The 24969-nt window shown below is 70.1% G+C and carries 29 protein-coding genes and 4 tRNA genes; 15 read left to right on the top strand and 18 right to left on the bottom strand.

All coding sequences use genetic code 11. The features are described from left to right. Window positions 1–28: 28 nt before the first annotated feature. Window positions 29–316 (bottom strand): preprotein translocase subunit SecE, encoded by a 288-nt coding sequence (gene secE, locus IG88_RS0103140; protein ID WP_007443916.1) that lies wholly within the window; start codon window positions 314–316, stop codon window positions 29–31. A gap of 108 nt (window positions 317–424) precedes the next feature. Beyond that, window positions 425–497: transfer RNA gene (locus tag IG88_RS0103135), tRNA-Trp, on the bottom strand. A 239-nt stretch (window positions 498–736) separates the two neighbouring features. Here IG88_RS0103135 and IG88_RS0103130 point away from each other — a divergent pair. Together IG88_RS0103130 and IG88_RS0103125 are read left to right on the top strand one after the other, a co-directional pair. Next, on the top strand, window positions 737–1963 hold the full coding sequence (locus IG88_RS0103130) for a pyridoxal phosphate-dependent aminotransferase (RefSeq protein WP_031034695.1): 1227 nt from the start codon (window positions 737–739) through the stop codon (window positions 1961–1963). Between the two features lie 125 nt (window positions 1964–2088). Continuing rightward, window positions 2089–3120, top strand: coding sequence for an adenosine deaminase (locus IG88_RS0103125; RefSeq protein ID WP_031034693.1), 1032 nt, complete (start codon window positions 2089–2091; stop codon window positions 3118–3120). Window positions 3121–3505: 385 nt separating this feature from the next. Here the strand turns inward: IG88_RS0103125 and IG88_RS0103120 are convergent, their stop codons facing one another. The 5 genes from IG88_RS0103120 to IG88_RS0103100 all read right to left on the bottom strand — a co-directional run bounded on the left by IG88_RS0103120 (window position 3506) and on the right by IG88_RS0103100 (window position 7955). Then, window positions 3506–4561, bottom strand: coding sequence for a UDP-N-acetylmuramate dehydrogenase (locus IG88_RS0103120; protein WP_031034690.1), 1056 nt, complete (start codon window positions 4559–4561; stop codon window positions 3506–3508). Window positions 4562–4677: 116 nt separating this feature from the next. Next, entirely contained in the window at window positions 4678–5058 is a 381-nt protein-coding gene (locus IG88_RS0103115; protein ID WP_031034689.1) for a DUF3291 domain-containing protein, read from the bottom strand. Window positions 5059–5107: 49 nt separating this feature from the next. Then, window positions 5108–6589, bottom strand: a complete 1482-nt coding sequence (locus IG88_RS0103110) for an MFS transporter (protein WP_031034687.1) — start codon at window positions 6587–6589, stop codon at window positions 5108–5110. 117 nt (window positions 6590–6706) lie between these two features. Next, window positions 6707–7279 carry a TetR/AcrR family transcriptional regulator gene (locus IG88_RS0103105; protein ID WP_031034686.1) on the bottom strand — a complete coding sequence of 191 codons (573 nt, stop codon included), beginning with the start codon at window positions 7277–7279 and terminating at the stop codon, window positions 6707–6709. A gap of 73 nt (window positions 7280–7352) precedes the next feature. Continuing rightward, the gene (locus IG88_RS0103100; protein WP_031034684.1) at window positions 7353–7955 is read right to left on the bottom strand and encodes a TetR/AcrR family transcriptional regulator; all 603 of its coding nucleotides are present in this window, start codon (window positions 7953–7955) and stop codon (window positions 7353–7355) included. Window positions 7956–8052: 97 nt separating this feature from the next. Between IG88_RS0103100 and IG88_RS0103095 the strand changes: the two genes are divergently transcribed. Further along, window positions 8053–8934 (top strand): class I SAM-dependent methyltransferase, encoded by an 882-nt coding sequence (locus IG88_RS0103095; RefSeq protein ID WP_078861384.1) that lies wholly within the window; start codon window positions 8053–8055, stop codon window positions 8932–8934. A gap of 72 nt (window positions 8935–9006) precedes the next feature. Here IG88_RS0103095 and IG88_RS0103090 read toward each other — a convergent pair whose 3' ends face one another. From IG88_RS0103090 to IG88_RS0103070, 5 genes are all read right to left on the bottom strand, one after another. Beyond that, window positions 9007–9435: a MaoC family dehydratase gene (locus IG88_RS0103090; protein WP_031034679.1), complete on the bottom strand. Its 429-nt coding sequence runs from the start codon at window positions 9433–9435 to the stop codon at window positions 9007–9009. An 18-nt stretch (window positions 9436–9453) separates the two neighbouring features. Continuing rightward, the gene (locus IG88_RS0103085) at window positions 9454–9906 is read right to left on the bottom strand and encodes a MaoC family dehydratase N-terminal domain-containing protein (RefSeq protein WP_031034677.1); all 453 of its coding nucleotides are present in this window, start codon (window positions 9904–9906) and stop codon (window positions 9454–9456) included. Between the two features lie 98 nt (window positions 9907–10004). Continuing rightward, the gene (rpmG, locus tag IG88_RS0103080) at window positions 10005–10169 is read right to left on the bottom strand and encodes a 50S ribosomal protein L33 (protein ID WP_003948671.1); all 165 of its coding nucleotides are present in this window, start codon (window positions 10167–10169) and stop codon (window positions 10005–10007) included. An 89-nt stretch (window positions 10170–10258) separates the two neighbouring features. Next, window positions 10259–10331 (bottom strand) — tRNA-Met (locus IG88_RS0103075). A 46-nt stretch (window positions 10332–10377) separates the two neighbouring features. Beyond that, window positions 10378–10450 (bottom strand) — tRNA-Thr (locus IG88_RS0103070). 227 nt (window positions 10451–10677) lie between these two features. On the opposite strand from IG88_RS0103070, the gene IG88_RS0103065 reads away from it, so the two are divergent. Beyond that, entirely contained in the window at window positions 10678–11997 is a 1320-nt protein-coding gene (locus IG88_RS0103065; RefSeq protein WP_031034675.1) for an amidohydrolase family protein, read from the top strand. Between the two features lie 62 nt (window positions 11998–12059). Next, window positions 12060–12716 (top strand): NAD(P)H-binding protein, encoded by a 657-nt coding sequence (locus IG88_RS0103055; protein WP_031034673.1) that lies wholly within the window; start codon window positions 12060–12062, stop codon window positions 12714–12716. Between the two features lie 16 nt (window positions 12717–12732). Here the strand turns inward: IG88_RS0103055 and IG88_RS0103050 are convergent, their stop codons facing one another. From IG88_RS0103050 to IG88_RS0103040, 4 genes are all read right to left on the bottom strand, one after another. Then, window positions 12733–12951, bottom strand: coding sequence for a hypothetical protein (locus IG88_RS0103050; RefSeq protein ID WP_031034672.1), 219 nt, complete (start codon window positions 12949–12951; stop codon window positions 12733–12735). Window positions 12952–13054: 103 nt separating this feature from the next. Continuing rightward, window positions 13055–13160: transfer RNA gene (locus IG88_RS43205), tRNA-OTHER, on the bottom strand. Window positions 13161–13307: 147 nt separating this feature from the next. Beyond that, window positions 13308–13922, bottom strand: coding sequence for a HEPN domain-containing protein (locus tag IG88_RS0103045; protein WP_031034669.1), 615 nt, complete (start codon window positions 13920–13922; stop codon window positions 13308–13310). Between the two features lie 11 nt (window positions 13923–13933). Next, window positions 13934–15145, bottom strand: coding sequence for a GmrSD restriction endonuclease domain-containing protein (locus IG88_RS0103040; RefSeq protein ID WP_051851734.1), 1212 nt, complete (start codon window positions 15143–15145; stop codon window positions 13934–13936). Window positions 15146–15363: 218 nt separating this feature from the next. Here IG88_RS0103040 and IG88_RS0103030 point away from each other — a divergent pair, with 218 nt between their 5' ends. Further along, window positions 15364–16152 (top strand): NUDIX domain-containing protein, encoded by a 789-nt coding sequence (locus IG88_RS0103030; protein WP_078861383.1) that lies wholly within the window; start codon window positions 15364–15366, stop codon window positions 16150–16152. Here the strand turns inward: IG88_RS0103030 and IG88_RS0103025 are convergent. Further along, on the bottom strand, window positions 16136–17143 hold the full coding sequence (locus IG88_RS0103025; protein ID WP_031034661.1) for a hypothetical protein: 1008 nt from the start codon (window positions 17141–17143) through the stop codon (window positions 16136–16138). The genes IG88_RS0103030 and IG88_RS0103025 overlap by 17 nt on opposite strands. 667 nt (window positions 17144–17810) lie before the next feature. Between IG88_RS0103025 and IG88_RS0103020 the strand changes: the two genes are divergently transcribed. The 9 genes from IG88_RS0103020 (at window position 17811) to IG88_RS0102980 (ending at window position 23881) form a co-directional block, all read left to right on the top strand. Then, on the top strand, window positions 17811–18080 hold the full coding sequence (locus tag IG88_RS0103020; protein ID WP_031034659.1) for a DUF6284 family protein: 270 nt from the start codon (window positions 17811–17813) through the stop codon (window positions 18078–18080). After that, window positions 18077–18430, top strand: coding sequence for a hypothetical protein (locus IG88_RS0103015; protein ID WP_031034657.1), 354 nt, complete (start codon window positions 18077–18079; stop codon window positions 18428–18430). The genes IG88_RS0103020 and IG88_RS0103015 overlap by 4 nt, the downstream gene beginning before the upstream one ends. Beyond that, complete coding sequence (locus tag IG88_RS0103010; protein WP_031034655.1) at window positions 18427–18960, top strand: hypothetical protein; 534 nt, start codon at window positions 18427–18429, stop codon at window positions 18958–18960. The genes IG88_RS0103015 and IG88_RS0103010 overlap by 4 nt, the downstream gene beginning before the upstream one ends. Beyond that, window positions 18957–19931, top strand: a complete 975-nt coding sequence (locus IG88_RS0103005; RefSeq protein ID WP_031034653.1) for a hypothetical protein — start codon at window positions 18957–18959, stop codon at window positions 19929–19931. Before IG88_RS0103010 ends, IG88_RS0103005 begins: the two co-directional genes overlap by 4 nt. After that, window positions 19931–20269, top strand: coding sequence for an RRQRL motif-containing zinc-binding protein (locus IG88_RS0103000; protein WP_031034650.1), 339 nt, complete (start codon window positions 19931–19933; stop codon window positions 20267–20269). The genes IG88_RS0103005 and IG88_RS0103000 overlap by 1 nt, the downstream gene beginning before the upstream one ends. 34 nt (window positions 20270–20303) lie before the next feature. Further along, window positions 20304–20804: a hypothetical protein gene (locus tag IG88_RS0102995; protein WP_031034648.1), complete on the top strand. Its 501-nt coding sequence runs from the start codon at window positions 20304–20306 to the stop codon at window positions 20802–20804. A 19-nt stretch (window positions 20805–20823) separates the two neighbouring features. Then, complete coding sequence (gene traA / locus IG88_RS0102990; RefSeq protein ID WP_031034647.1) at window positions 20824–21366, top strand: plasmid transfer protein TraA; 543 nt, start codon at window positions 20824–20826, stop codon at window positions 21364–21366. 14 nt (window positions 21367–21380) lie between these two features. Then, entirely contained in the window at window positions 21381–23414 is a 2034-nt protein-coding gene (gene traB, locus IG88_RS0102985; RefSeq protein WP_031034645.1) for a plasmid transfer protein TraB, read from the top strand. Window positions 23415–23572: 158 nt separating this feature from the next. Beyond that, window positions 23573–23881 carry a hypothetical protein gene (locus IG88_RS0102980; RefSeq protein WP_031034642.1) on the top strand — a complete coding sequence of 103 codons (309 nt, stop codon included), beginning with the start codon at window positions 23573–23575 and terminating at the stop codon, window positions 23879–23881. A 28-nt stretch (window positions 23882–23909) separates the two neighbouring features. Here the strand turns inward: IG88_RS0102980 and IG88_RS0102975 are convergent, their stop codons facing one another. Beyond that, window positions 23910–24920, bottom strand: a complete 1011-nt coding sequence (locus tag IG88_RS0102975; RefSeq protein ID WP_037835263.1) for a hypothetical protein — start codon at window positions 24918–24920, stop codon at window positions 23910–23912. Between the last annotated feature and the right edge of the window lie 49 nt (window positions 24921–24969).

Genomic DNA, 24969 nt, shown 5'->3' with positions numbered 1-24969 from the left:
GGGTACCTCGGCGCCCTTCGCTCTCGACTCAGCCGAAGACGTACTTGGCGGCGTGAGAGAAGCCATAGTCAATCAGAGTCACCAGGCCGATCATGATGACCACGAAGATGATCACCACGGTGGTGTACGTCGTGAGCTGGTTGCGACTCGGCCAGACGACCTTGCGCAGTTCCGCGACGATCTGGCGGTAGAAGAGCGCGAGCCGCTTCAGCGGGCCCTTCTTGCCTCGCTTGCCGCCCTTGCGGGACTTCTTCTTGGAGTCCGGCGCCTCGTCCTGGGCATCAGGCATGTCGATGGAGCCCACGGCGTCCGTCACTCGTCCTCACCTGATTCCGGGTCGTGGCCGTGCCGCGCCCGGTTGGAGCCGCACGGCGGTGCATTGCTGTACGTACATGCGCACACATCCTGGCGATGGAGTGTGTAGCAGGGCCGGAGGGACTTGAACCCCCAACCGCTGGTTTTGGAGACCAGTGCTCTACCAATTGAGCTACGACCCTTTGTTCGTCCCCCAACGTACCGCATCCGCCCGAGTGCTTGGAGTGCACCGGATGATCGCGGACCGCTGAAGGCCAACGAGGTGAGAGTGTACGTGCTCACGGGCCGGGCGTCGAACAGAAAGCACGTCCGGACTGATGTTCAGGCCGTGGAGCGGACTGGCGTTCAGGGCGTGGACCGGTCCGGTTCAGTCCGTGAAACCCGTGTGCCCGCAATGTTTCCGGTCTGGAACGATGGGGTCATGAGCGCTGCAACCCCTCCCACCGAGCGCCGGGTCTCCGCCCGAGTCGGCGCGATCTCCGAGTCCGCGACCCTCGCCGTGGACGCCAAGGCCAAGGCCCTCAAGGCCGCCGGGCGTCCCGTGATCGGCTTCGGCGCGGGTGAGCCCGACTTCCCGACGCCGGACTACATCGTCGAGGCCGCCGTCGATGCGTGCAGGAACCCGAAGTTCCACCGCTACACGCCGGCGGGCGGGCTGCCCGAGCTGAAGGCCGCCATCGCCGCGAAGACGCTGCGCGACTCCGGGTACGAGGTCGACCCGTCGCAGATCCTCGTCACCAACGGCGGCAAGCAGGCCATCTACGAGGCCTTCGCCGCGATCCTCGACCCGGGCGACGAGGTCATCGTCCCGGCGCCGTACTGGACGACGTACCCGGAGTCGATCCGGCTGGCCGGCGGTGTCCCGGTCGAGGTCGTGGCCGACGAGACGACCGGCTACCGGGTGACGGTGGAGCAGTTGGAGGCCGCGCGCACCGAGAAGACCAAGGTCGTCCTCTTCGTGTCGCCGTCGAACCCGACGGGCGCCGTGTACGGCGAGGCCGAGACCGAGGCGATCGGCAAGTGGGCCGTCGAGCACGGCCTGTGGGTGCTGACCGACGAGATCTACGAGCACCTCGTCTACGGCGACGCCGTCTCGGTGTCCCTGCCGGCGCTCCTGCCCGAGCTGCGCGACAAGTGCATCGTGGTCAACGGCGTGGCGAAGACGTACGCGATGACCGGCTGGCGGGTCGGGTGGGTCATCGGCCCGAAGGACGTCGTGAAGGCGGCCACCAACCTCCAGTCGCACGCCACGTCCAACGTGTCCAACGTGTCCCAGGCGGCGGCGCTGGCCGCGGTCTCCGGTGACCTGGACGCCGTGGCGAAGATGCGGGAGGCCTTCGACCGGCGCCGCCAGACCATCGTGCGGATGCTCAACGAGATCGACGGCGTGCTCTGCCCGGAGCCGGAGGGCGCGTTCTACGCCTACCCGTCGGTGAAGGCGCTGCTCGGCAAGGAGATCCGCGGCAAGCGTCCGCAGGACTCGGTCGAGCTGGCCGCGCTGATCCTGGAGGAGGCCGAGGTCGCGGTGGTGCCGGGTGAGGCGTTCGGCACGCCGGGGTACCTGCGGCTGTCGTACGCGCTCGGTGACGAGGACCTCGTCGAGGGCGTGAGCCGGATCCAGAAGCTGCTGGCGGAGGCGCGGGACTGACCCGTCCCGTTGTCCCGCGGGGCCACCTCTCGACGTCGAGAGGTGGCCCTGTTTGTTTGTGCGAGCAAGACCACGTACGGGGAAAGTGCTGTCCGGCCGGGCGTGTCGTACGGCAGGATCACGGAATGGAGCGTGTACGTGATGTCTCTGAACTGCCCAAGGCCCATCTCCACCTGCACTTCACCGGGTCGATGCGGCCCACCACCCTGCTGGAACTGGCCGACAGGCACGGCGTGCGGCTGCCCGAGACGCTGACCGAGGCGCTGGGCCGCGGAGAGTCGCCGAAACTGCGGGCGACGGACGAGCGGGGCTGGTTCCGCTTCCAGCGGCTGTACGACGCGGCGCGGTCGTGCCTGCAGACGCCGGAGGACATCCAGCGGCTGGTGCGGGAGGCCGCGGAGGAGGACCTGCGGGACGGGTCGGGGTGGCTGGAGATCCAGGTCGATCCGACGTCGTACGCGCCGCGGCTGGGCGGGCTGATCCCGGCGTTGGAGATCATCCTGGACGCGGTGGAGACGACCGTGCGGGACACCGGGATCGGGATGCGGGTGCTGGTCGCCGCGAACCGGATGAAGCACCCCCTGGACGCGCGGACGCTGGCCCGGCTGGCGGTGCGGTACGCGGAGCGGGGCGTGGTCGGCTTCGGGCTGTCGAACGACGAACGGCGCGGTATGGCGCGGGACTTCGACCGGGCGTTCGCGATCGCGCGGGACGGGGGGCTGCTGAGCGCGCCGCACGGGGGTGAGCTGACCGGGCCGTCGTCGGTGCGGGACTGCCTGGACGACCTGGGGGCGGACCGGATCGGGCACGGGGTGCGGGCGGCGGAGGATCCGCGGCTGCTGAAGCGGCTGGCGGACCGGCAGGTGACGTGCGAGGTGTGCCCGGCGTCGAACGTCGCGCTGGGCGTGTACGAGAAGCCGGAGGACGTGCCGCTGCGGAAGCTGTTCGAGGCGGGGGTGCCGATGGCGCTGGGCGCGGACGATCCGCTGCTGTTCGGGGCGCGGCTGGCGGCGCAGTACGAGATCGCGCGCGAGCACCACGGGTTCACGGACGCGGAACTGGCGGAACTGGCCCGGCAGTCGGTGCGGGGGTCGGCGGCACCGGAGAAGACCAAGGCGGAGCTGCTGGCGGGGGTGGACGACTGGCTGGCGGGGTAGCCCTGCGGGTGCCTGCGGCGCCTGTGCGGTTCGGTGGGGGTGCGGAATGCCTGCGGCGCCTGTGCGGGTTTGGTGGGGGTGCGCGTAGCGCGGTGGGGTGCGTTGTGGGTCGGGGCCGCGCCGGGGGGTGTCCGTCCTCGGAACGGCGCGGAATCGGTCGGCCACAGAAGTGAACTCCGTTGACGCGCCAACCGCTGCGGGCGGACACCCCCCGACACGACCCCTTCACGCCGTACGCGACTGCCGGCCCCGTAGCTGCGGGCAGTCGTGCCGCTGGGGCGGCACGGGTGGGCGCAGCGGCACCCCGGCGGCGCCGGGCTGCGCTCTCCCCGCGCCCGCACCAGCGCCGGGCAACCCCGCAACGCCGGACCACGCACCCCACGGTCTAGAGGGCGACGCCCACCGTGACCGGCTCGTTGACCAGCGTCACCCCGAACGCCTCGTGGACCCCGGCGACGACCTCCCGGGCCAGCGCGAGCAGATCCTCCGTGGTCGCCTCACCGCGGTTGGTCAGCGCGAGGGTGTGCTTGGTGGAGATGCGCGCGGGACCCGCACCGTAGCCCTTGGTGAAGCCCGCCTTGTCGATCAGCCACGCCGCGGAGGTCTTGACGCGTCCCTCACCGGCCGGGAAGGCGGGCGGCTCGGCGGCGTCCCCGAGTCGCTCGGCGACGCGGGAACGGAAGGCCGCGAACTCCTCGTCCGTGAGGATCGGGTTGGTGAAGAAGGACCCGGCCGACCAGGTGTCGTGGTCCGAGGGGTCCAGCACCATCCCCTTCCCCGCACGCAGCTTCAGCACCGTCTCCCGGGCGGTCGCCAGCGGTACCCGGTCGCCGGCCTCGACGCCGAGGGCGCGGGCCGTCTCGGCGTAGCGCAGCGGCGCGGAGAGGCCGTCGGCGTCCTCCAGCTCGAAACGGACACGCAGGACGACGTACCGCTCGGGCTCGGCCTTGAAGCGGCTGTGGCGGTAGGAGAAGGCGCAGTCGGCGTTGGAGAGGGCGACGGTCTCACGGCTGCGGCGGTCGTACGCCGTGACCTCGGTGATCGTGGCGGACACCTCCTGGCCGTACGCGCCGACGTTCTGGATCGGGGTCGCGCCGGCCGAGCCGGGGATGCCGGCCAGGCACTCGACGCCCGCCAGGCCCGCCTCGACGGTGCGGGCGACCGCGTCGGTCCAGATCTCGCCGGCGGCCAGTTCGAGCGTCGTGCCGTCGAGGCGGAAGCCGCGCGTGGCGATGTGCAGGGCGGTGCCGTCGAAGCCCTTGTCGCCGATGACCAGGTTGGATCCGCCGCCGATGAGCAGCAGCGGGGTCCCGGTGTCGTCGGCCTCGCGGACGGCGGCGATCACCTCGGCGTCGGTCGTGGCCGTGACCAGCCGGGTCGCGGGCCCGCCCAGGCGGAAGGTGGTCAGCGGGGCGAGGGGGGCGTCGTGGAGTTCCTGCACGCGCTCAAGACTACGAGACGCCACCGGCAGCACCCACGCCACCGAGCGGTGGGGAACGCGGGGACGCCCCGGCCGGGCCGGCCGGGGCGTCGCCGGGCGGGTGCCCGAGTCCGTTCTCACGTCAGGCGCCTGCGCACCTCCGCCCAGCTCACCGGGAGTTCGTCGCTCGACGCCGGCCAGGAGGCGAACTGCGAGTCCCGCATCTGCGCCGACAGCCGGCGGGAGGTCGGCGCGTGGGTGCCGGAGTGGGCGAAGGCCTTGAGGGCCTCGGGCGACTCCCAGGCGGAGAGCGTCCAGAAGGTCCGCTTGAACGGCTCCGCCTTCAGGGAAGCGCCGTACGCCCCGGGCGCGCTCCGGACCTGCCGCCACACGCCCGGCGTGCGCGCCAGGAACTTCAGCGCTCCCCACAGGGTGCGGGTCTCGAAGCGGGAGGCGAAGACGTGGACCTCGGCGGCCCGGGGAGGGTGGTTCGGCACGGTCCAGGGAAGGACGGGCATGTCGTACTCCTTCGTGTCCCGTTGTGCTCGGGCTTCGGGCGTCGCGCGGTCAGTGGGGGGTCGTCGCGCTCGACGTGGCGAGGGCCGGCTCCGTCGCCGGTCCGGCCGAGGCGCCCCGTCCCCCGTCGCCGGTCCGCTGGCGCGCCGGGATCACCAGGGCCGCGAGACCGCCGAGGGCCACCACCACGGCACCCACGGCGACCGCGGGCCGCAGTCCGTCCACGAAGGTCTGCGCCGACCCGTAGCCGCCCTGCGCCGCGAAGATCGAGGACATGACGGCGATACCGAGCGCGCCGCCGACCTCGCGCAGTGCGTTGTTGGCGCCTGAGGCGATGCCCTGCTCCTTCGCGGCGACGCTGGACATCACCAGCGCGGAGGCGGGGGCGAAGTAGAGGGCCATGCCGATGCCGCTGACGATCAGGCCGGGCAACTGGATCGCGTAGGAGGCGTCGGCCGTGATCACGGAGGCCAGACAGCCGAGCCCGACCGCCTGGAGGAAGAGTCCGACGGCGACCACCGGACGGCCTCCGATCCGGTCTGACAGGATGCCGGCGATCGGCGCGACCAGCATCGGCATGCCGGTCCAGGGCAGCATGCGCAGGCCCGCCTCGGTGGGCGAGTAGCCGAGCACGAGCTGCATGTACTGGCTGAGCAGGAAGATCGAGCCGAACATCCCCAGGAACATCAGCAGGCTCGCCGCGTTGACGCCGGAGAAGGCGCGGGAGCGGAACAGCCGCATGGGGAGCATCGGGTTCTTGGCACGGGTGCTGTAGAGGACGAAGCCGACCAGCAGTGCGACCCCGGCGAAGAGGGCGGTGAGCACCACGGCGCCGGTCCAGCCGTCGACGGGTCCGCGGACCAGGCCGTAGACGATGCCGAAGAGTCCGCCGCTGGCGAGCAGGGTGCCGGGTACGTCGAGCGGGGCGCCGGTGCCGTGCGACTCGGCGAGGCGAAGGCGGGCGAGCGGCAGCAGGGCCAGGCCCAGCGGAACGTTCAGCCAGAAGATCCACTGCCACGAGATGTGCTCGGTGAGGCTGCCGCCGACGAGCGGCCCGGAGGCCACCGCCAGCCCGTTGACCGCGCCCCAGATGCCGTACGCCATTCCGCGGCGCTCGGCGGGTACCGCGGCCGTGAGCAGGGTCAACGTCAGCGGCATCATGATCGCCGCGCCGACGCCCTGCACCGCTCGGGCGGCGATGAGCGAGTCGATGCCGGGTGCCACGGCCGCGGCGGCGGAGGCCCCGGTGAAGACGGTGAGGCCGACGAGGAAGAGCCTGCGGCGGCCGAAGCGGTCGCCGAGCGCCGCCCCGAACATCAGGAGGACGGCGAAGGTGAGCGTGTAGGCGCTCACGGTCCACTCCAGGTCGTGCAGCGCGCCGCCCAGGTCCTCGCGGATGGAGGGCAGGGCGGTGGTGACGACGAGGTTGTCCAGGGCCGCCATGAAGCCGGCGACGCTGGTGATGACGAGGGCCCAGACGACTCCCCCGCGACGTGTGTGATGCGTGTTCTCACGTGCTCCGTGCTGTGACATCTCTCCCCCAGAGGGTGTGCACTTGCCGTGGCGTGGACTGATTAGTAATTGATGACTAACTTTGCGGGGCGTGCGTGAGCGCCGAGCGAGCGTTTCCCGGTACCGTCCGCGCGCCCCCTACGCGTCTTCCCGGCCGGGCTCGGCCTGCCCGGATTCGTGGATACCGCTGTAGACGCGGTGCCCCGGCGGGAACCCCATGCCGACCAGGGTGTTGATCAGCATGCCGTAGGCCAGGAAGGACGTCGTCCGCTCGACGTCCGCCCCCAGGGGCAGGTGCACGGTGTCCCAGATCTCGAGCCAGCCCTTGCGCACCATCTCGCCGAACTCGTGATCCCCGGCCGCCTCGGCGGCGGCGACGGTGACGTACACCTGCAACTGCATCTGGAGCTTCTCGGGCTCGTCCGCGATCAGCTGCGAGTAGGCCTCGGCCATGGCATGCAGGGCCTCTTCACCGTGCAGACCCTCGGACGCCTTCTCGAAGACCTCCCGCGTGTCCCGCAGGCAGCGCTCCGCCACCGCGAGGAAGATCGCCTTCTTGCCCGGAAAGAGACGGAAGAGGTACGGCTGGGAGACGCCCACGCGCTTGGCGATGACCTCCGTGGACGTGCCGTGGTAGCCGCCCCGGGCGAACTCGCTCGTCGCCGCGCGAATGACGCTCTCACGCCGTTCCTCTGCGCTCATCCTGACCATGCAGCTAAGTTAGTACTCAATCACTAACTCGGTCAAGGGGCGTGCGCCGGGCGGCGCGGGAGGCGGCGGCGAGTCAGCGCGGACGCCGTTGCACCACGTCGGCGAGCACCGCGTTCACCATGCCGGCGACGGTCGCCGCGGCCGGCGGGCCGGGATCGCGGTCCGCGAACAGGAGATGCCCCCCTCCGACCAGGGAGAGGGTGAGCGAGTCGATGTCGGCGTCGGCCGAGATGCGCCCCCTCGCGCGCTCGTCGGCCAGGTAGGCGGAGACGGCGGCCGTGACCTGGGAGAGGATCGCGATGCCGCCTCCGGGCATGGCCTGCCGCAGCCGTACGCGCAGCTCGTCCCGGAAGGTGATGAGCGGGATGATCGCCACCGGGACCGGCCCGAACAGAGTGGTCAGCGCTTCGGCGAGGTTGGCGGCCACGGTGCCGGTCCCCGCGGCCTCGCGCAGCGCCAGCGCCTGGGTTTCGAGCCGCGCGGCCCGGTCGAGCACCAGCTCGGCGAGGAATGCGTCGAAGTCGGCGAAGTGCCGGTGCAGGACACCCTTGGCGCAGCCCGCCTCGTCCGTGACGGCCCGGCTGGTCAGCCCGTTCGGGCCGTCTCGCAGGAGTACGCGTTCGGCGGCGTCGAACAGCCGCTGCCGCGCGTCGCGAAGATGCACACCGGTCGGCACTCGGAGAACCTCCCTACGCCAGGCACCCCTGGCACTCTCGCCACTTGCCCACGCACCGCCCATGGGCAGATGGGCGCTTGCCCATTAGAGTGGGCACATGCCCACTCTACCGACGCCCGAGCCACCCGAGTTTCCGGAGCAGCGCGAGCCCATGGCGCAGCAGTCCCGACCGGCCTCGCAACCGCAGCCCATGCCACTGCATCGGGCCCGGCACACGGCCGAGTCCTTCGGCACGGACGCGCAACGCTACGACCGGGCCCGGCCGCGCTACCCCGACGACCTGGTGGCGCGGGTCGTCGCCGGGAGCCCGGGCCCCGACGTCCTCGACGTCGGCTGCGGCACGGGAATCGCGGCCCGTCAGTTCACAGCCGCCGGTTGCACCGTGCTCGGTGTAGAGCCGGACGCGCGGATGGCCGAGTTCGCGCGGACCCGCGGCCTCCCGGTGGAGGTGGCGACCTTCGAGGCCTGGGAGTCCGCCGGCCGAACCTTCGACGCGGTGATCGCCGCTCAGTCGTGGCACTGGGTGGACCCGGTCGCAGGCGTCGAGAAGGCGGCCCGGGTACTGCGCCCGCACGGGCGCCTGACCGTCTTCGGGCACGTCTTCGAGCCGCCGGCCGAGGTGGCCGAGCCGTTCGCGGCCGCCTACCGCCGGGCGGCCCCCGACTCGCCGTTCAGCGGTCAGCCGGCGCGTCGTCCGCTGGAGACGTACCAGGCGGGGTACGCGAAGATCGCCGACCGGATCCGCGAGAGCGGGCGGTTCGAGGACCCGGAGCAGTGGCGATTCGACTGGCAGCGGTCCTACACGCGCGACGAGTGGCTGGAGCTGCTTCCCACCACCGGCGGTCTCACCCGGCTGCGTCCCGAGCGGCTGGCCGCGATACTGGGCGCGGTCGGCCACGCCGTCGACGCCCTGGGCGGCCGCTTCACGATGCGCTACACGACGCTGGCGACCACGGCGGTACGCACCGGCGCCGACTGACGCGGCTCCGCCCGCCCGAGCCGGCCGCACCGCGTGCGGGGACCGGCGCGAGGCAGGAACGGACGGCACCCGTCAGGCCAGTCGTACGACCGCCCGGGACATGCCGAGGACCTTCTGGCCCGTGCTGGTGGCCAGGAGGTCGACGCGGACGGTGTTGTCGTCGAGCTTGGCCGCCACCTTGCCGCTGACCTCGATCACGGCACCCCGGTCGTCGTTCGGGACGACGACGGGCCTGGTGAAGCGGACGCCGTACTCCACGACCGAGCCCGGGTCGCCGGTCCAGTCGGTGACCACGCGAATCGCCTCGGCCATGGTGAACATGCCGTGCGCGATGACGTCCGGCAGGCCCACCTCCTTGGCGAACTTCTCGTTCCAGTGGATCGGGTTGAAGTCGCCGGAGGCACCCGCGTACCGCACGAGCGTGGCGCGGTCCACGGGGAAGCTCTGCGCCGGCAGTTCGGTGCCGACCTCGACGTCGCTGTACGCGACCTTCGGCGTCACGGATTCCGTCATGGGTCCTCAGGCCTCCCCGGCCGCGCGGGCCACGAGCTTGGTCCAGGCGGTCACGACGCGCTCTCCGGCCTCGTCGTGGACCTCACCGCGGACGTCCACGATGTCGTTGCCGGCCATCGACTTGACCGCCTCGATGGTCGAGGTGACGGTGAGCCGGTCACCGGCCCGCACCGGGCGGACGTAGGCGAACTTCTGGTCGCCGTGCACCACCCGGCTGTAGTCCAGCCCGAGCTGCGGGTCCGCGATGACCTGACCTGCCGCCTTGAACGTGATGGAGAACACGAAGGTCGGCGGGGCGATCACGTCCGGGTGACCCAGCGCCTTCGCGGCCTCCGGGTCGGTGTACGCGGGATTGGCGTCCCCCACGGCCTCCGCGAACTCACGGATCTTCTCCCGGCCCACCTCGTAGGGCGCGGTGGGCGGGTAACTCCGCCCCACGAACGACTGGTCGAGCGCCATGGGCCTCGCAACCTCCTGTTGCTGCTGCTCTTCGTGCGTGTGACAACGACACGAGGCCGCCCCCAGGTTTCGGGGGCGGCCTCGTGTACGAGCCTGATTTATCGCGTCTCGCGGTGCGCGGTGTGCGCGTTGCAACGCGGGCAGTGCTTCTTCATCTCCAGTCGGTCCGGGTTGTTACGCCGGTTCTTCTTGGTGATGTAGTTCCGCTCCTTGCACTCCACGCAGGCCAGCGTGATCTTCGGGCGGACGTCGGTGGCAGCCACGTGAGTGCTCCTTGACGAACGGATTGATGGTATTAACGCAGGAAAGAGTAGCCGATTGAAGGACCGACCCCGCAATCGGCTACTGAGAGTAGCGGTGACCGGACTTGAACCGGTGACACAGCGATTATGAGCCGCTTGCTCTACCGACTGAGCTACACCGCTGTGATGCGATCGGGCCCCGCCTTGCGGCGGGAACCTCTCACACCAGAGCCCCAAAACGGAATCGAACCGTTGACCTTCTCCTTACCATGGAGACGCTCTGCCGACTGAGCTATTGGGGCGAGCGATGAAGACATTACACGGTCGCCCGCCGTTCGCCCAAATCCGTTTCGCCGACCCTGCCCCGTCCCGTCCCGGCCGCTTCGGGACGGGACGGGAGGGGGCGGACGGCGCCGGTACGACTATTACGCTCCTCCGCGCCGCGGGCTGATCACCGTCCTAGGCTTCGACTCACTCTGCGTGATCTTGCGTCCCCCACTGCGCAGCCCCGAGCCCGGAGGAGAGCGCGATGCCCGACAGCCAGCCGCAGCCCTTCCACTCGCCCTCCTCCTCGGAGTCCGCCGGCCGCGGCTCGCTCCTGCTCACGGGGGCCCGCCTCGCCGACGGGCGGACCGTGGACGTACGGCTCCACGGAGGGCGCATCGAGGCGGTGGGCACGGCCGGCAGCCTGGCCCCGCGCCGCGTGCCCGGCTCCGGCGGTCCGCAGCCGGGCGGTCACCTGGACCTGGGGGGCTACCTGCTCCTCCCCGCCCCCGCCGATCCGCACGTCCACGCCGACACGGCGCTCACGGCCGACGTCCCGGGCCCTGTCTCCTACGACCCCGAGGACGTCCAGCGCCGGGTCACCGATGCGGCCCTGCTCCAGCTCGGACACGGCGCCACCGCGCTGCGGGCGCACGTGCGGGTGGGTGACGTCGCCGGGCTCGGCGCGCTGACCGCGGTACTGCGGACCCGGCGCTCGTTGCGCGGGCTCACCGGACTGACCGCGGTGGCGATGCCGCGGGTGCTCACCGGGGTGGCCGGGGCCGACGGCCTGGCGATGCTGCGTGACGCCGTCAAGATGGGCGCGGACGTGGTGGGCGGGTGCCCGGACCTCGATCCCGATCCGACGGGGTACGTGGAGGCCGTCCTGGAGGTCGCCGCCGAGCACGGCTGCCCGGTCGACCTGCACACGGACGCCGCCGACCCGGCGCGGCTGGCCCGCCTCGCGGCGATGGCGGGCGGGCTGCGGCCCGGGGTGGCCGTCGGCCCCTGCGACGGCCTGGGCCGGCTCCCCGCCGAGGTGGTCTCCCGGGCCGCGGACCAGCTCGCGGCGGCCGGGGTGACGGTGGTCTGCCTGCCGCAGGGCGCCTGCGGGGCCTCGGACCGTCCCGACGGCACGGCTCCGGTCCGGCTGCTGCGGGCGGCCGGGGTGCGGGTCACCGCGGGAAGCGGGGCGCTGCGGGACGTGTCCAACCCGGTCGGGCGGGGCGACCCCCTGGAGGCCGCCTATCTGCTGGCCTCGCGGCACGGGCTGGACGCCGGGGAGGCGTACGACGCGGTGAGCACGGCGGCACGGTCGGCCCTCGGCCTGCCCGAGGTACGGGTGGAGGCGGGATTCCCGGCCGAACTCGTGGCCGTACGCGGGGACCGGCTGGCGGGCGCGCTGTCGCTGGCGTACAGCCGGATCGTCGTGCACCAGGGGCGCGTGGTGGCGCGGACCAGCGCGGTACGGGAGTACGGCGACTCCAGCACCGCGCCCGACCTGGGGCTGCCCCGGCAGGGGCGCAGCGGGCGCGGACGGCCCGACGGGCCCGGCGGACGGGGCGGGGCCGGCGACACGACCTGAGGACCGGCCGGGGCCACGAAGTCGTGGGGCGGGGGCGGCCGTCGGGGCGTACGGTCGAAGACATGCGCATTGTCATCGCTGGTGGTCATGGTCAGATCGCGCTGCGGCTGGAGCGGTTGCTCGCCGCGCGCGGTGACGAGGTGGCGGGCATCATCCGCAAGGCGGAGCAGGCCGACGACCTGCGTGCGGCGGGCGCCGAACCGGTCGTGCTGGACCTGGAGTCGGCCTCCGTCGAGGAGGTGGCGGAACGGCTGCGGGGCGCCGACGCGGCGGTCTTCGCGGCGGGGGCGGGCCCCGGCAGCGGGGCGGCCCGCAAGGACACCGTGGACAAGGCGGCCGCGGTCCTCTTCGCGAACGCGGCGGTCCGGGCGGGCGTACGGCGCTTCCTGATCGTGTCGTCCATGGGCGCCGATCCCCGCCACCAGGGGGACGAGATCTTCGACGTCTACCTGCGCGCCAAGGGCGAGGCCGACGCGTACGTCAGCTCGCTGGACGCCCTGGACTGGACGGTCCTGCGCCCCGGCGCCCTGACGGACGACGCGGGCACGGGCCTCGTACGCCTGGAGGCCCGCACCGGCCGGGGCCCCGTCCCGCGCGACGACGTCGCCGCCGTCCTGGCGGAACTGATCGACACCCCGGCCACCAACGGCCTGACCCTGGAGCTGATCAGCGGTTCGGCACCCGTTTCGGTGGCGGTGAAGGCGGTGGCCGGCAACTGAGGGCGGCGGCGGACGGTCAGAAGAGGGGGAGCTGCCCGGGGAAGTCGGGGACGACGTAACCGTCCAAGGACGGCTGCGCCGCACCCAGTTGCGCCGGCCGACGCGAACCGGGACAGGACACCAGTTCGCCGCTCCCCCGCGCGCCGGGCGGGTCGTGGCGCGCGTACCGCCCCGCGACCACGGCGATCTCGCGGCGGCACTCGGGGCAGGTTCTGCGGCGGGAGGACGAGGCCATGCCCCCAGTCTGCCCCGCCGCCCCCGGCCCACGGGACCACCTCATGACGAAGGGCCCCGTGACCTGCTGTTCGTGCAGGTCACGGGGCCCTTTCGTTCCCGTGTGGCGGCGCCAGGATTCGAACCTGGGAAGGCTGAGCCGGCAGATTTACAGTCTGCGCAGACTACGGCCTCTGACCTGCAGATTTCTGTGATCTTCCCTACGCAACCCCACGAGTACCCCACGGGACCCGAGACACCCGATTCCTGGGTTGAGGGTGCGACTCATGCGTCGTGACGGCGCGCGACGCAGCAATGATGGCTAGGGACCAAGCCCTTACCTCACGGCAGCCAGTCCCCCCTCAGCGAAGGTCAGACTTACTTGGCGGCCATAACAATATCCACTTCTCGAAAGCCCGCCAGGATTTGCTTGACCGTTTTAACCTCTTTCTGAGGGTCGGCTCGCACCTGCATTTTGGCGGACTTGTGTGCGACCTCCCCACGGGCCGTTGCCCAGGTCTCCGTGAGACTAAGCCAGACTGGATCTATCTCTTTGTCAGTGAATCCGATAGGCATGAGCAAGCGCAGAATATTCTTCTCCTTGATGCCATGATTCTGAGTCCTGACGTAGCGATTGAACTCATTCTTGGCAGCTTCAACGCGAGCCTTCAAGTCTGGATACTTCTTCTTCTGGGCCGCGTTCGATAGAGACTCTGGCATCGAGTGAGATGTTTCTTTGTACGCCAGGACCGAGAGCAAGCTCGTGGAGATTACACCGGAGTACTCCCAGCGCGAGAACGCCGTGTTGAGAACCTCTACTACTCGATCCTCAATGAACGCTTCGAACTCAGCATGGACAAGAACACGAAATGCTCGCGTTTGCTCGTACACCGCATCGTCATAGCTTCCCGTTGGATCGAAGGGAGAGGGAATTAAGTGTTTCTCCAACTCCGAAATACGCTGTTCCAGCTCCTGGAAACGGGAGGACGTCATACCGACTCTCCCTACAGTACGATCCTGTTTTCCTGCAGGGCAGGTACGTCGATGTCCATCTCAAGAGCTTCCGCGAGTTCATTCCCCCAGAGTGACAGCCTTCGGTGCGTCGCGGAGGGGGTCTTAGTGGTGGTCTGGATGGACTCCACGAATCGCGGATCCCCGTCACAGAGGGCTTGGAATGTCGCCTCCACGGCATCCTTCCTCTCCACTGCCCGCTGCGCAACTTCTTCATCGGAGAAGTAGTAGGTCATGATGTCGAACACAGCGCGGTTGAAGCGTCCTTCATACCGAGTATCTGACCAGCGATAGAAGGCATTTTGCCCGAAGACTGCGAAGGTGGCCTCAATCGCACGGTCGCAAGACGCTCCCGCCTCGATGATTTCACCCTCTTCCCGATCCCACACGTCATTGAGATAGTTCAAGGTGTCATCCAGGAACTTTTTCAGATTGCCCGTGTACTCCTCCAGCATGTACTGGAAGCCGAAATATCGCAAAAGGATCTCGACATCACGCATTCGGAAGTCAGGCTTATCGTTTCGCAGCGCCTTCCGGAGCCATGTGCTATTTGACGCCGCGTCATCGAGGTAATCCGTGAACGAACCAGGGTGAAGCGCCTGACGCAACTCTTGCGGCGACAACTTGACGCTTCCCGTGTTCAACCTCAAGAAGACGAGATTCAGGAAGTCCTCATTCGGCCAACGACGAACCACAACGGTACGAATGGTTTCATTCAGGAACGCATTCAGATCGTCGAGATGGTCGTCGCTCTTCTCCATCTTCTTCAGAGTCAAGAGACGGAGGTCTTCTCGAACCTCCAAGCCAGTCAAAGAGAAGCCTTTAAAGTCCTCATCCCCGTTGGATACCGCGAATGACGAACCTGCAGCAAACTGACGAAGGGCAAGCAGCCGCTGCTTGCCGTCGAGAACGATGAACTTTCCTCTCTTATTCTTGTCCTCAGCAAGAACAATTTGAGGGATCGGAAGGCCCAAAATGAGGGACTCGATGAAGCGGCTCTTCCTAGGCTTAGTCCACGCATCCCGACGCTGGAAGCGGGGATTGAGCTGAATATTACCGCGTCGAAGCTGACTGAGGATTGTCTCAGCAGTCCAGTCAGTGTCGGTTACAACCGCGCGCGTAACGTCCTCAGAACTCACAGGCTCCGTCGTGTCATCGGCCTCGCCATCGACGTCGTCCCACTCAAGCTCGTCAGTGCTCGCCATAACTTCCATTCCCTGCTTACCGTAAGTAGGTTCGGCTGTAGCCCCCGGTGATCACACCTTGTCAGAACCTGAGTTGAGTCGCGATCCCTTTGCCGTTATACCTTGCTTGCACAGATTCGTCGCTAATGTCGGGAAAGCACTTTTGTCGGCCAGACGCAGTCGTCATGTGAGCCGGCTACGCTGGTACGCACCACGTCAGAACGGAGAGTGCTCCGCGGATGGGACCGAAGACGACCAAGGTCTACGAGACGCTTCGCGCACGACTCGCGGCAGGCGAGTACGCCCCAGGCGACAAGTTCCCCTCAGAACGCACACTCGTGGAAGAACTCAGCATTGGCCGGACAGCTCTACGGCAGGTGCTCGCGCGCCTCGTCTCCGAGGGACTGCTGGAGGTTCGGGGGCGGAGTTCGTACCGGGTGCCGGGCGTGGTGAGCGTTCAGCGTCCGCAGGGGCTGGAACCCTGGCGTATCCACGGCGAGCGCGACGTGTACGACAACCGGTGGGTCAGACTCCAACTCTGGGACGTGGAGCCGCCCGGGGTGAAGCGGTTCGAGCATCACGTCGTGAGGCTTCACCACGTGGCCATTACGGCCGTTACTGATGATCAGGACCGCGTTCTGATGATGTGGCGGTACCGCTTCGTGCCAAAGCAATTTGGCTGGGAGCTGCCCGGCGGCATCGTCGACGAGGGGGAGGACCCTGCGGACACGGCGCTGCGGGAGACCATCGAAGAGACAGGGTGGCGGCCCAAGTCGCTGGAACACGTCGTGAGCTATCAACCCATGGTCGGCATGGTCGACTCCCCGCACGAGATCTTCGTGGGACACGGCGCTGAGAAGGTTGGTGAGCCAACCGACCTGGAAGAGGCCGGCCATATCGAGTGGGTACCGCTGGCGGACATTCCCGGGCTCATGGCCCGCGGTGAGCTGCTGGGCTCTGGCACCCTCGTTGCCCTGCTGCACATCCTCGCGGCACGGCGCACTCAGGGACTCACAACCGCGCACTGAGCAGGTCTACGCGACGACGCTGCCGGACCGAGCCGGTGCGGCCCGCCAACAAGCGAGCCTGCCGCAGGTGCGTGCCAGCGTCGTCGTACTCGGCTCGCGTGAGATGGGCTTGCGCCAGGTCGGCATGAAGCCCGGCGCGTGCGCGCACGAACGTTGGGTCCATGACCTCAAGCGCGCCGTAAAGGCTGGTGACTGCCGACTCCTCCCCGAGAAGAGCAAGCACGTTGCCTTGCCACCGGGCGAGATGGGCGCCGTTAAGGAAAATGCTCAACATGTCCGGGTCCCGGTCCTCGGGGCCCGGCGGAATGACGGCCATGGCTGCTTCCAGCGCACGCCGACTGTCGTCGGGCATCTCGGCATGCGCGCACAGCTCGGCTTCCGCGGCGTACAGCCACGCCCGCAGTCGAGCGGAACCGGAGGAACCGACAGTGCGCTGTGCGTCGCGCACCAGATCGACGGCGAGCGCCGGCCGCCCCGCCTCGCAGAGCACGTACGCCTGCTCGCCCATGGCGTGAGCCAGGTACATCGGTTCTTCAGCGTCGCGGGCCGCCCGCTTGGCAAGTTCGTAGTGCCGCCATGCTCGCTCAACCGCTCCCGAGTCGATCGCTTGCCACGCTGCGAGAGTCGACGCACCGGCGAGCGCGAGCGCCACGGGCCGGCGCGCGCTGGGCAGTACCGCAAAGTTGAGCGCGTCTTCGAGGGCGGAGAGATGGCCGGTCATCTGGTCGACCAGGGCCGCGGCGCCCCTCTGGCGATCCATGGTGCGCAGTAGTTCGGTCTGATCATTGAACGCTCTCACCATGGACTCACCGACACTGCTCGCCGAGTCGATCCGGCTCAGCAGGTCGTCGTAACCGTCCGCGGTTGGCGCCGCCGGTACCGGGTCGGCGTCCCGCAGTTCCCCGTCCGTGACGCCGAGGAGCTGCCGCAGGACGCGTGCGTACCGGTCTGAAATGGTGCGCTTGCCGTTCTCCCACTCAGAGACATACACCCGCAGACTCGCGGTCGACGCAACGTCCGTGAGGTTCCGTCGGGCGTACTGCTCGATCTCGCGAATCAGTCGTTCCTGCGACCATCCGCGCGCCGTCCGCGCGTTGCGAAGTCCCGTACTCACGGGCGACCTCCCGGCGTTGGTTCCGCTCGCACCTTGTCAGCATGGCGCACGTCTCCGCAGGTCAACAGCCCTTAACAGGCCGGATGTTAAGCCCTGTTGGCTACCGCGGCCCCTGCCGCAAGAGGTCTTCTGGAGATGCACCGCGACGGGGTGGTCATCACCCGAAACAGCGAACCACCTTGACACTGGTGCGCACCAGATGCAGTCTACTGGTGCGCACCAGATTACGGGCTGGTCCTGGATTCGCGATGCGCGAGACGAACGCCTGGAGGGCTCCGTGAAACGGGCTCGAAGGAAGCGCCGGCTCTTTGACAACTGCATAGGTGGGCCCCGTCTCCCCGAGTCGAAAAGACGGACCGCGCGGCAACGCCGCGTTCGACCTCTCCCGCAGCTCGTCTGCTGCGGGCCGGTTGCCTCCGCTGCACGTCTTGTACGTGCAGCGCTGAGGGGAGCCGGATCTACCGACTTCAACGGCGCGCGGCCCCGGGTGGCTAGACCCGGGGCCGCTGTTCGGGCCGTTCCTCTCTGGAAGGAACCACGACCCATGAACCCCATCGTCACTGTTCAGGACCCTGTTACCGCGTTCGCCGACTTCATGGAGCCGACGGACGCGGAGCTTGACGCGATCGAGCGGGAGATGCCCGTGATCCTCGCGGGTGTCGACCTCGTGGACGCGCAGATCACCGCGCTCGACCGCACGCCGAACGAGCTGGACAACCGGCGTATCCGCCGGGCCCGGAACCGGGTGCTGGCCGCCCGCCGGGAGCTGGCCAACCGCACGGCCGACGTGAGCCTGCCCGGGGGTGCCGCGTGAGCAGCACCGCTCTTGACAACCTGTTGATCCCGTTGCGGGCGTTGCGCCTGCTGGCTGTCGACTTTCCGCACCTGCCCGCGCCGGACGTGGACGTGTCGCCGCTCTACCCGGAGCGGTTGCGGCTGTCGTTCCACGACACCTCGTGCGAGAGCTTTGCCGCGTTCGAGCAGTGGCGCACCGCGCTGCGCATTGCCCCGACGGCGGTCGTCGCCCGCACGCAGAGCGACGGGTCCACTCGCGTGCTCGCGGCCGACGGCCTGTTTGCGGGTGCGGTCGTCGTCCTGACCGCGTTCGCTGACGTTCCCGCCGCCGAGGGTGTCCCGAATGGGCAGACTGGTGGTGCCGCGTGATCCGCATCGTGACCCGGGCCCGCCTCGCCCGGCTGGAGGACGCCGCCCGCACCGCGAGCGAGCAGGCCCGGCAGACCAGCGGGGCCGCGAACGAGGCGTTCGGCCGGCACGTGCGGGAGCTGTGGAACGTCACCGACCGCGCGGAGCGGGCCGAGGCGACCACGAACGAGGTGGGCGTTCTCCTGTCCGGGGCGCTGGCGGAGCTGTCCGAGGCGCAGCAGGAGCTGTTGCGGAAGGACATCGAGATCCGTCGGCTACGCGAGGAACTGAGCTGCGGGCCGCGTGAGGGCGAGACGGTGACGGTGCTCATGCACCACGGTGAGCCGCACGCCGTCTACGCCTCCCGCGAGGCCGCGCACGCCGACACCGCCACCCACGGCTACCCGGCGGATCACGTGTGGACGCCGTGCGATGAACGCCCGGCCGCCGCGTTCACGTGGCGCTGCGAGGCGTTCACCTACAGCCCCGCGTCCAACGGATTCCACCGCGCGCACACGGCCGTTCCGAGGGTGCTGGACGGTGCGGCATGAACAGTGTTCAGACGCGTTCAGCGGAGCGCGCTCTGTCCGGTGGCACGTGGCTGATCGTGTGCGGGGCGATGCTCTATTCCATCCTGACCGTGACGCCGCTGATGGCGGCGCATACGGCCGAGGCGTGGGACTGGACGGCGCCGATCCTGCCGCTCGTGGTGGACGCCGCCGTGGTCATCGTGGTCAAGCTCGATGACGTGCTGGCCCGTCTCGGAGGGCAGGGCGGGCGCTGGCCGGTCGTGCTGCGGTGGATGACCGGGCTGATGACGCTCGCCCTGAACACCGCCGACTCCGCACTGAAGAAAGACCTGGTCGGCGTGGCCGTCCACTCCGTGGCCCCGCTCCTGCTCATCGTCACCGCAGAGACCAGCCTCGCCTACCGGCGGGCCATCGCCCGCGCGGTGGCCGCGCTGGAAGCCGAGCAGCGGGCCGAGCGGGAGCGGCGCGAGCAGGTGGCCCGCGAGCGCGCCGCACGGGCCCGTGCCGAGGCCCGGGAGGAGCGCGAGCACGCCGCCATGCTCGCCCGTGAACAGCGTGAGCATGAGGCCGCGCTGGCCCGTGAGGAGCGGGCCGCGCGGGAGCGGGCCGAGCAGGCGGAGCGGGCCGAGCGTGAACGCCGTGAACGCGAGCGTGAACAGCGTGAACAAGAACGCGTGCAGCGTGAACGGCAGGCCCGGGAGCGGGCCGAGGCCGAGCGGCGCGAGCGTGCCGAGCAAGCGGAGCGTGAACGCCGTGAGCGCGAGGAGCGTGCGGCCCGTGAACGCGCCGCGCTGCTGAACCGCGGGCCCGCCGTCGGCAAGCTTCCGGAGGATGAGGCGCGCCAGATCGTGGCCGCCGCGTTCGCCTCGGACATGTCGGTGCGGTCGGCTGCGGAGCTGTGCGGCTGGTCGGTCGGGTGGGTGTCCGCCCGCTACGCCGAACACCGCGAGCCGGGCGTGCACGGTGCTGAGCTGGCCATTGCGAGCCAGTGATGGCCGCCGTTCCGGTCTACCGGTGGCGTCTGGCGCCTGATGGCCTGGCCACTCGCCGGCAGCTCCGTGCCCGTGGGCTGCGGCCCGGCGGGCAGGACGTGGCCGCGCAGGTCGAGCGGCCGCGGCGCCGCCGCGGCCCGCTGGTCGCCTACCTCTACTCGATCGAGCAGGCCAAGCCGGTGCGTCCGATGACGCCGGCGAAGTGGGCGGCCCTGGCCAAAGCCAACGCCGCCCGCCGCACCTGCCCCGCCTGCCGCCGGGATGTCGGCTACGTCATCCCGCCCACGCTCGGCACCTGCGCGACCTGCGCCTTCCCCGACGAACAGCGCGCCGCCTGAACCCCATTTCCGACGCTCTGACAGGAGAGTTCCTGTGTCCAGTCGTACCCGTGCGCGCGGCGTGAAGACGGCCGCCGGTGTGCACACCGTTCGTATCCCCCGCCAGCGTGGCCGCCGTGGCGCCGACCCGTTCGTCGTGGTCGTGCCCGAGCGTCCGTCCCTGACGCGTGAGGCGCTGGCAGTGGTCGGGGGGTGGCTGTGGCGCTCGCGCCGCGCCCTCGCCCCGACCGCCCTCGCTGTGCTGGCGCTGGTGGTGGCTGGTCTGCTGCACGTCATCGCGTGGTGGTCCGGTCTGCTGCTCGCCCCCACCGCGGCCGGCCCGCTGGTCTGGCTGCTGCTGATGCAGCGCCGCCGCCCGGCCGACGGCTCGGTCCTGGCCTGGCGTGCCGGCCTGGCCGCGCTCACATCGTCCGCGCTCGCCTGGCTCGCCACCGCCGCAGGGTTCGGGCCGCTGGCCGGGGCGCTGGAGCTGTGGTGGCTGCTCACCCTGATCACGGCGCAGTCTGCCTGGCTCATCGTCCGCCGCACCCACTGACCCGAGGAGATCCGGTCTGATGGCACCCTCGACGCGTAACAGCGGCACGAACGGCGCCGCCAACAAGGGCAACAAATTCGCCAACGCCGGCGCCGCCGCGGGCGGTTTCGTCGGCGCCCTGGGCGGCTCGTTCGTCCCCCCGGTCAACGTCACCGTGAACAACCACAAGAACACCGCCGCCCGCAGCGGTGGTGGCCGCTCGCACGCCGAGTCCCTGCTCCCGGCCCCGGAGTTCACCTCGCCGGCGCAGGTGCGGAACTACTGCAACACCCTGCGGGCCGCCGCCGTCACCCTCTCGATCGAGGTGGCGATGGGCGCCGAAATCCTCAAGGGCGTTCTCGCCGCGGTCCCGGACCCGGACGGGCGGGCGTTCGGCTCGCGGGTGCGGGCCGCGAAGGTCGCGCGGAAGATGCAGCGCTCCGCGGACGCGCTGCGGGACGCGGCGAAGAACGCCGCCGCCTGCTACGCGGTGTTCCAGCAGGAGTACGAGGAGGAGATCCAGCGGGTACGCCACCGTGCCCGCAAGCCGCAGCAGCCCGTCATGAACTGGGCTCAGCAGTAGAAGGGGGTACGACCATGGCACGCAACAGGACCCATCAGGGCGGCCGGGCGTACCCGCTCGCCCTGCCCGACGACACGACCGGCACTGTCCGCGGGTATCTGCTGAACCGGGCCAAGCCGCACCTGCCGCCGTGGCTCGCCGTCGGCGGCGTCGGCCTGGCCGGTGCGCTGGGCAACTGGCGGTGGTCCGACAGTTCCGCGGCCGGCGTCGGCCTCACCCTCGCCTCCGTCGCCCTGACCGGCGTCACCTGGTGGGCGGGCAAGGCCACCAGCTCCCAGCGCCGCCTTCACTCCGCCATCACGGTGGCCGCCGGCTCCGCGTGGGTCACCGCCGCGTGCCTGGCCGGCCCCACGGCCGGGCCGGTCGATGACCTGTACCTGATGGGCGGTCCGGCGGTGGCGTTGTCGTGGAACGTGCGGATGGTCATGCGCCGCAACGACGCCACCGGCGAAAGCGGTGACAAGGGGCTGTTGGAGAAGGTTGGGCTGGCGCGGGCGCAGATCGGTGCGGCGAAGGTGGAGCCCAATCGGGTCACCGCCCCGGTCGCCCTCGCTCCCGGGGAGCAGACCAACGACGACATGTCCAAGGCGCTGGGCAACCTCGCCTCCGCGCTGGACCTGCCGACTTCGGCCGTGCGCTACACCCCGGACCCGGACTCGAACCGGCGCGGGGATTTGGTCATTGTCCCGGAAGACATGCTCGCCGAAACCGTCGAGTGGGAGGGCCCCTCGAACCTGGGCGGGTCGATCGCGGAGCCGCTGGTCATCGGCCGCTACGACGACGGCGCCCCGCTGGTCCTGTGGCTGCCGGGCGCCCCGGACGCGGGCCGCAACTCCACGCACGTGCTCGTCGCCGGCGGCACCGGCTCGGGCAAGGGCGACACTGCCTTGAACCTGCTGACGGAGGTTCTGTCCCGCCGTGACGTGGTCGTGTGGTTCTCCGACCCGAAAGCGTTCCAGGACTTCGCGCCGCTGCGGCCGGGCCTGGACTGGGCCGCCGAGGGCGGCACGGACACCGAAGTCATGGTGGCCGCCGTGCAGGAGGCCATTCCGGCGCGTACGCGGTGGTTGGGTGCGCACGGCTACCGGCAGTGGGTGCCCGCCGCCGCCGAACCGCAGAACAACCCGGAACGCTCCTGCCGCAGCGACGGGCGGGCGTGCAACTGCCCGGGGATGCCGTTCCTGGTCACCTGGTTCGAGGAAGCCGCCAACACCCTCCGCGCGCTGGGCGACGACGCGTTCACCGGCATCGCCCAGGAAGCACGCTCCGCGGGAATCTCGCTGATCGTGTCCCTGCAACGGCCGTCGTACGACCAGATGTCCACCAGCACGCGGGCGTCGCTGCCGTCGGTGGTGGCGCTGGGCTGTGACCCGCGGGATGAGGGGTTCTGCCTGCCGGATGAGGTACTGGCCGCGGGCGCCCACCCCGGAGCGTGGGGCAACCGCCGGCCCGGTTACTGCTACGTCGTCTCCCCGGGCATCCCGGAGGACCGCTACCCCTCCCCGGGCCGCACCCGCCGCTTCACCCACCGGGCCGTCCCGGTGATGGAGCTGCTGGCCACCTGGGCCCAGCGCAACGGCGCCACCGCCGACCCCGTCACCGCCGGCGCGGCCGTGGGCGTCGCCGGCACCGCCTACACCGGCCGCACCCCCGACGGCGCACAGCCGGCCGCCCTGCGGGCCGTCCCCGAGGAGGACGACATGAACCACAGCGGACTGCTCATCGACCCCGACGACGCCGACATCGACCCCGAGGCGGACCTGCCCGGGGCCGAGGACGGGGACGACGCCCCGATCTTCGGGCAGGAGACAGGCCGCAAGCCCTCCCCGGAAGAGGCCCGGGAGCTCTTCGCCGCGGCCCTGGCCGAGTTCGAGGAGAACAGGCAGATGATCGTGGGCCCGAAGGACTTCACCGACTGGTGCGACCGGCACAACCTGTCCCGCCCGTGGGTGTCCGCCCGGCTCAAGGAAGCCGCGCAGGAGGGCCGGTTGCAGGCGACGAACACGACCGGCCGGTGGCGCATCGTCCCCGCCATGGCCGCCGCCTGACGCCTGACACCGTCACGGCCGTCTGACAGTCAAACCCCTAGGCAGACGCGCCGTCACGCGCCCCTGACACCCGGCCGTGACACCCGTCTGACACTCCACCTGCACGGGCCCGCACCACTGTCGTGGTGCGGGCCCGGCGCACACCCGAGGGAGTTCTGATGACCCACCGCGACCCGCCGGGGATCATCGCCCCGCACATCCCCGCCGACGCCTACCGCCGCGCTGAGACCACCGGCGCACCCGTCGTGATCGTCGTCCACCACACCGACCACAGCGGCCGGCCGCTGCGGCACTACCTGTTCCCTATCGCCGTCGCCGGTGCCGGCGTCATCGGCGTGTTCGGACTCGTGGCCGCGTTCCTCGCGCTGCTCGACTTCGCCGTCCACACCGCCGTCGCCATCGGCGCCGCCGCCGGACCCATCGGAGTGGGCGGCATCAGCCTGCGACTCGCCCGCGGCAAGCACTGACAGAGCCGGCCGTGCCGCCCCTGGTGGTTCAGGCCGTGGCCGGCGGAAGCGGGAAGCCCGCAAAGCCGTCTGCGGTCTTCGTCACCAGGGCGATGCCCCCTGCCTCCAGCAGCGACCGCAGGTCCGCGGTGGGCTCCTCCGGCAGCAACACCGCCAGACGCAGCCCGTCCGGCACGTCGATGTGGCGCCGGTAGTCGAGCAACTGGCCAATCGCCATCCGCACGTACTCCCGCGTGGCCTTACCCTTGGCCTCGTACAGCACGTTATCGGTCGCGTCGTACGGGTCCGTGAGGAAGGCACCGCGCTCGCCCGTCACACGGATCTGGAAGCGGTGCACGACGTGCCCGTGTGCGGCCGCATGCTTCTCGAACGCGGTCACGAGCCTGCCTTCCCGCCGCAGCACCTTCCGCGCCCCACCCGTGATGTTCGCCGTGGTGGAGTCCGTGCCGTGCTGCTCGGTGGGAACCGCCGTCGCGGACGTGCCGGCGGCGCCCTCCGCAGCAGGCGGCACCGGCAGGGCCTGCGTCGTGGACGCGGTCTGCATCGTGTCCTGATCGGTCAGTGCGAGGGTGACGCCCGGTGCCGGCCGCAGTCGGAAGACGTACAACCGGCGGCCGGGCTGGCCGTTGGTCTGCGTCCACCGCTCCTCGTAGGGCTGGACCGGGTCAACAACGACCTGCCCGATATACCGCTGCCGCACCGTTTCCGTGTCGCCCACGGTGCCGTCGGCGACGAACAGGTGCACATCCCGCTCGGCCTGCACGTGGTTCAGCAACGACCGATTGCGGTCGGTCAACTCCTGGTCCGCCGGGGGCTGGCCGGCACCGGTGTACAGGTACAGGACGCCGAACTCGTCGTCGTCCGTGCGGCCATCGAAGGTGTAGTCGTGTTCCTTGCCGGCCGCCGGGTCGGAGAAGACGAAGATGTTCTTCGTCCGGTTGGCCGGCACAATGCCGCCGCCGTACTGCGAACCGCCGTAGGCCGCAGCGAGTTCCGCGCGCGTGGTGAGAGTTCCCTGAGCAAGGTCAAGACTCGACATGCCGCGAAATCTAGCGGCCACCACTGACAATCCCCCGATCTTGCCCGCT

The organism is Streptomyces sp. NRRL F-5650 (assembly GCF_000721365.1).
GTDB classification, from domain to species: Bacteria; Actinomycetota; Actinomycetes; order Streptomycetales; family Streptomycetaceae; genus Streptomyces; species Streptomyces ardesiacus.
Note: the sequence above shows the minus strand (reverse complement) of the source record. Positions and strands in the feature narration are given on the sequence as shown.

Coding starts and splice junctions, on each gene's coding strand:
- IG88_RS0103105 (WP_031034686.1), bottom strand. CDS start 7,279: ATGGTCAGGATGAGCGCAGAGGAACGGCGTGAGAGCGTCATTCGCGCG.
- IG88_RS0103040 (WP_051851734.1), bottom strand. CDS start 15,145: ATGGCGAGCACTGACGAGCTTGAGTGGGACGACGTCGATGGCGAGGCC.
- IG88_RS0102975 (WP_037835263.1), bottom strand. CDS start 24,920: ATGTCGAGTCTTGACCTTGCTCAGGGAACTCTCACCACGCGCGCGGAA.
- IG88_RS0103130 (WP_031034695.1), top strand. CDS start 737: ATGAGCGCTGCAACCCCTCCCACCGAGCGCCGGGTCTCCGCCCGAGTC.
- IG88_RS0103110 (WP_031034687.1), bottom strand. CDS start 6,589: ATGTCACAGCACGGAGCACGTGAGAACACGCATCACACACGTCGCGGG.
- IG88_RS0103115 (WP_031034689.1), bottom strand. CDS start 5,058: ATGCCCGTCCTTCCCTGGACCGTGCCGAACCACCCTCCCCGGGCCGCC.
- IG88_RS0103045 (WP_031034669.1), bottom strand. CDS start 13,922: ATGACGTCCTCCCGTTTCCAGGAGCTGGAACAGCGTATTTCGGAGTTG.
- IG88_RS0103065 (WP_031034675.1), top strand. CDS start 10,678: ATGCCCGACAGCCAGCCGCAGCCCTTCCACTCGCCCTCCTCCTCGGAG.
- IG88_RS0102980 (WP_031034642.1), top strand. CDS start 23,573: ATGACCCACCGCGACCCGCCGGGGATCATCGCCCCGCACATCCCCGCC.
- IG88_RS0103055 (WP_031034673.1), top strand. CDS start 12,060: ATGCGCATTGTCATCGCTGGTGGTCATGGTCAGATCGCGCTGCGGCTG.
- traB (WP_031034645.1), top strand. CDS start 21,381: ATGGCACGCAACAGGACCCATCAGGGCGGCCGGGCGTACCCGCTCGCC.
- IG88_RS0103030 (WP_078861383.1), top strand. CDS start 15,364: ATGGGACCGAAGACGACCAAGGTCTACGAGACGCTTCGCGCACGACTC.
- IG88_RS0103050 (WP_031034672.1), bottom strand. CDS start 12,951: ATGGCCTCGTCCTCCCGCCGCAGAACCTGCCCCGAGTGCCGCCGCGAG.
- IG88_RS0103085 (WP_031034677.1), bottom strand. CDS start 9,906: ATGGCGCTCGACCAGTCGTTCGTGGGGCGGAGTTACCCGCCCACCGCG.
- IG88_RS0103000 (WP_031034650.1), top strand. CDS start 19,931: ATGGCCGCCGTTCCGGTCTACCGGTGGCGTCTGGCGCCTGATGGCCTG.
- traA (WP_031034647.1), top strand. CDS start 20,824: ATGGCACCCTCGACGCGTAACAGCGGCACGAACGGCGCCGCCAACAAG.
- IG88_RS0103095 (WP_078861384.1), top strand. CDS start 8,053: ATGCCCACTCTACCGACGCCCGAGCCACCCGAGTTTCCGGAGCAGCGC.
- IG88_RS0103125 (WP_031034693.1), top strand. CDS start 2,089: ATGGAGCGTGTACGTGATGTCTCTGAACTGCCCAAGGCCCATCTCCAC.
- IG88_RS0103005 (WP_031034653.1), top strand. CDS start 18,957: ATGAACAGTGTTCAGACGCGTTCAGCGGAGCGCGCTCTGTCCGGTGGC.
- IG88_RS0103020 (WP_031034659.1), top strand. CDS start 17,811: ATGAACCCCATCGTCACTGTTCAGGACCCTGTTACCGCGTTCGCCGAC.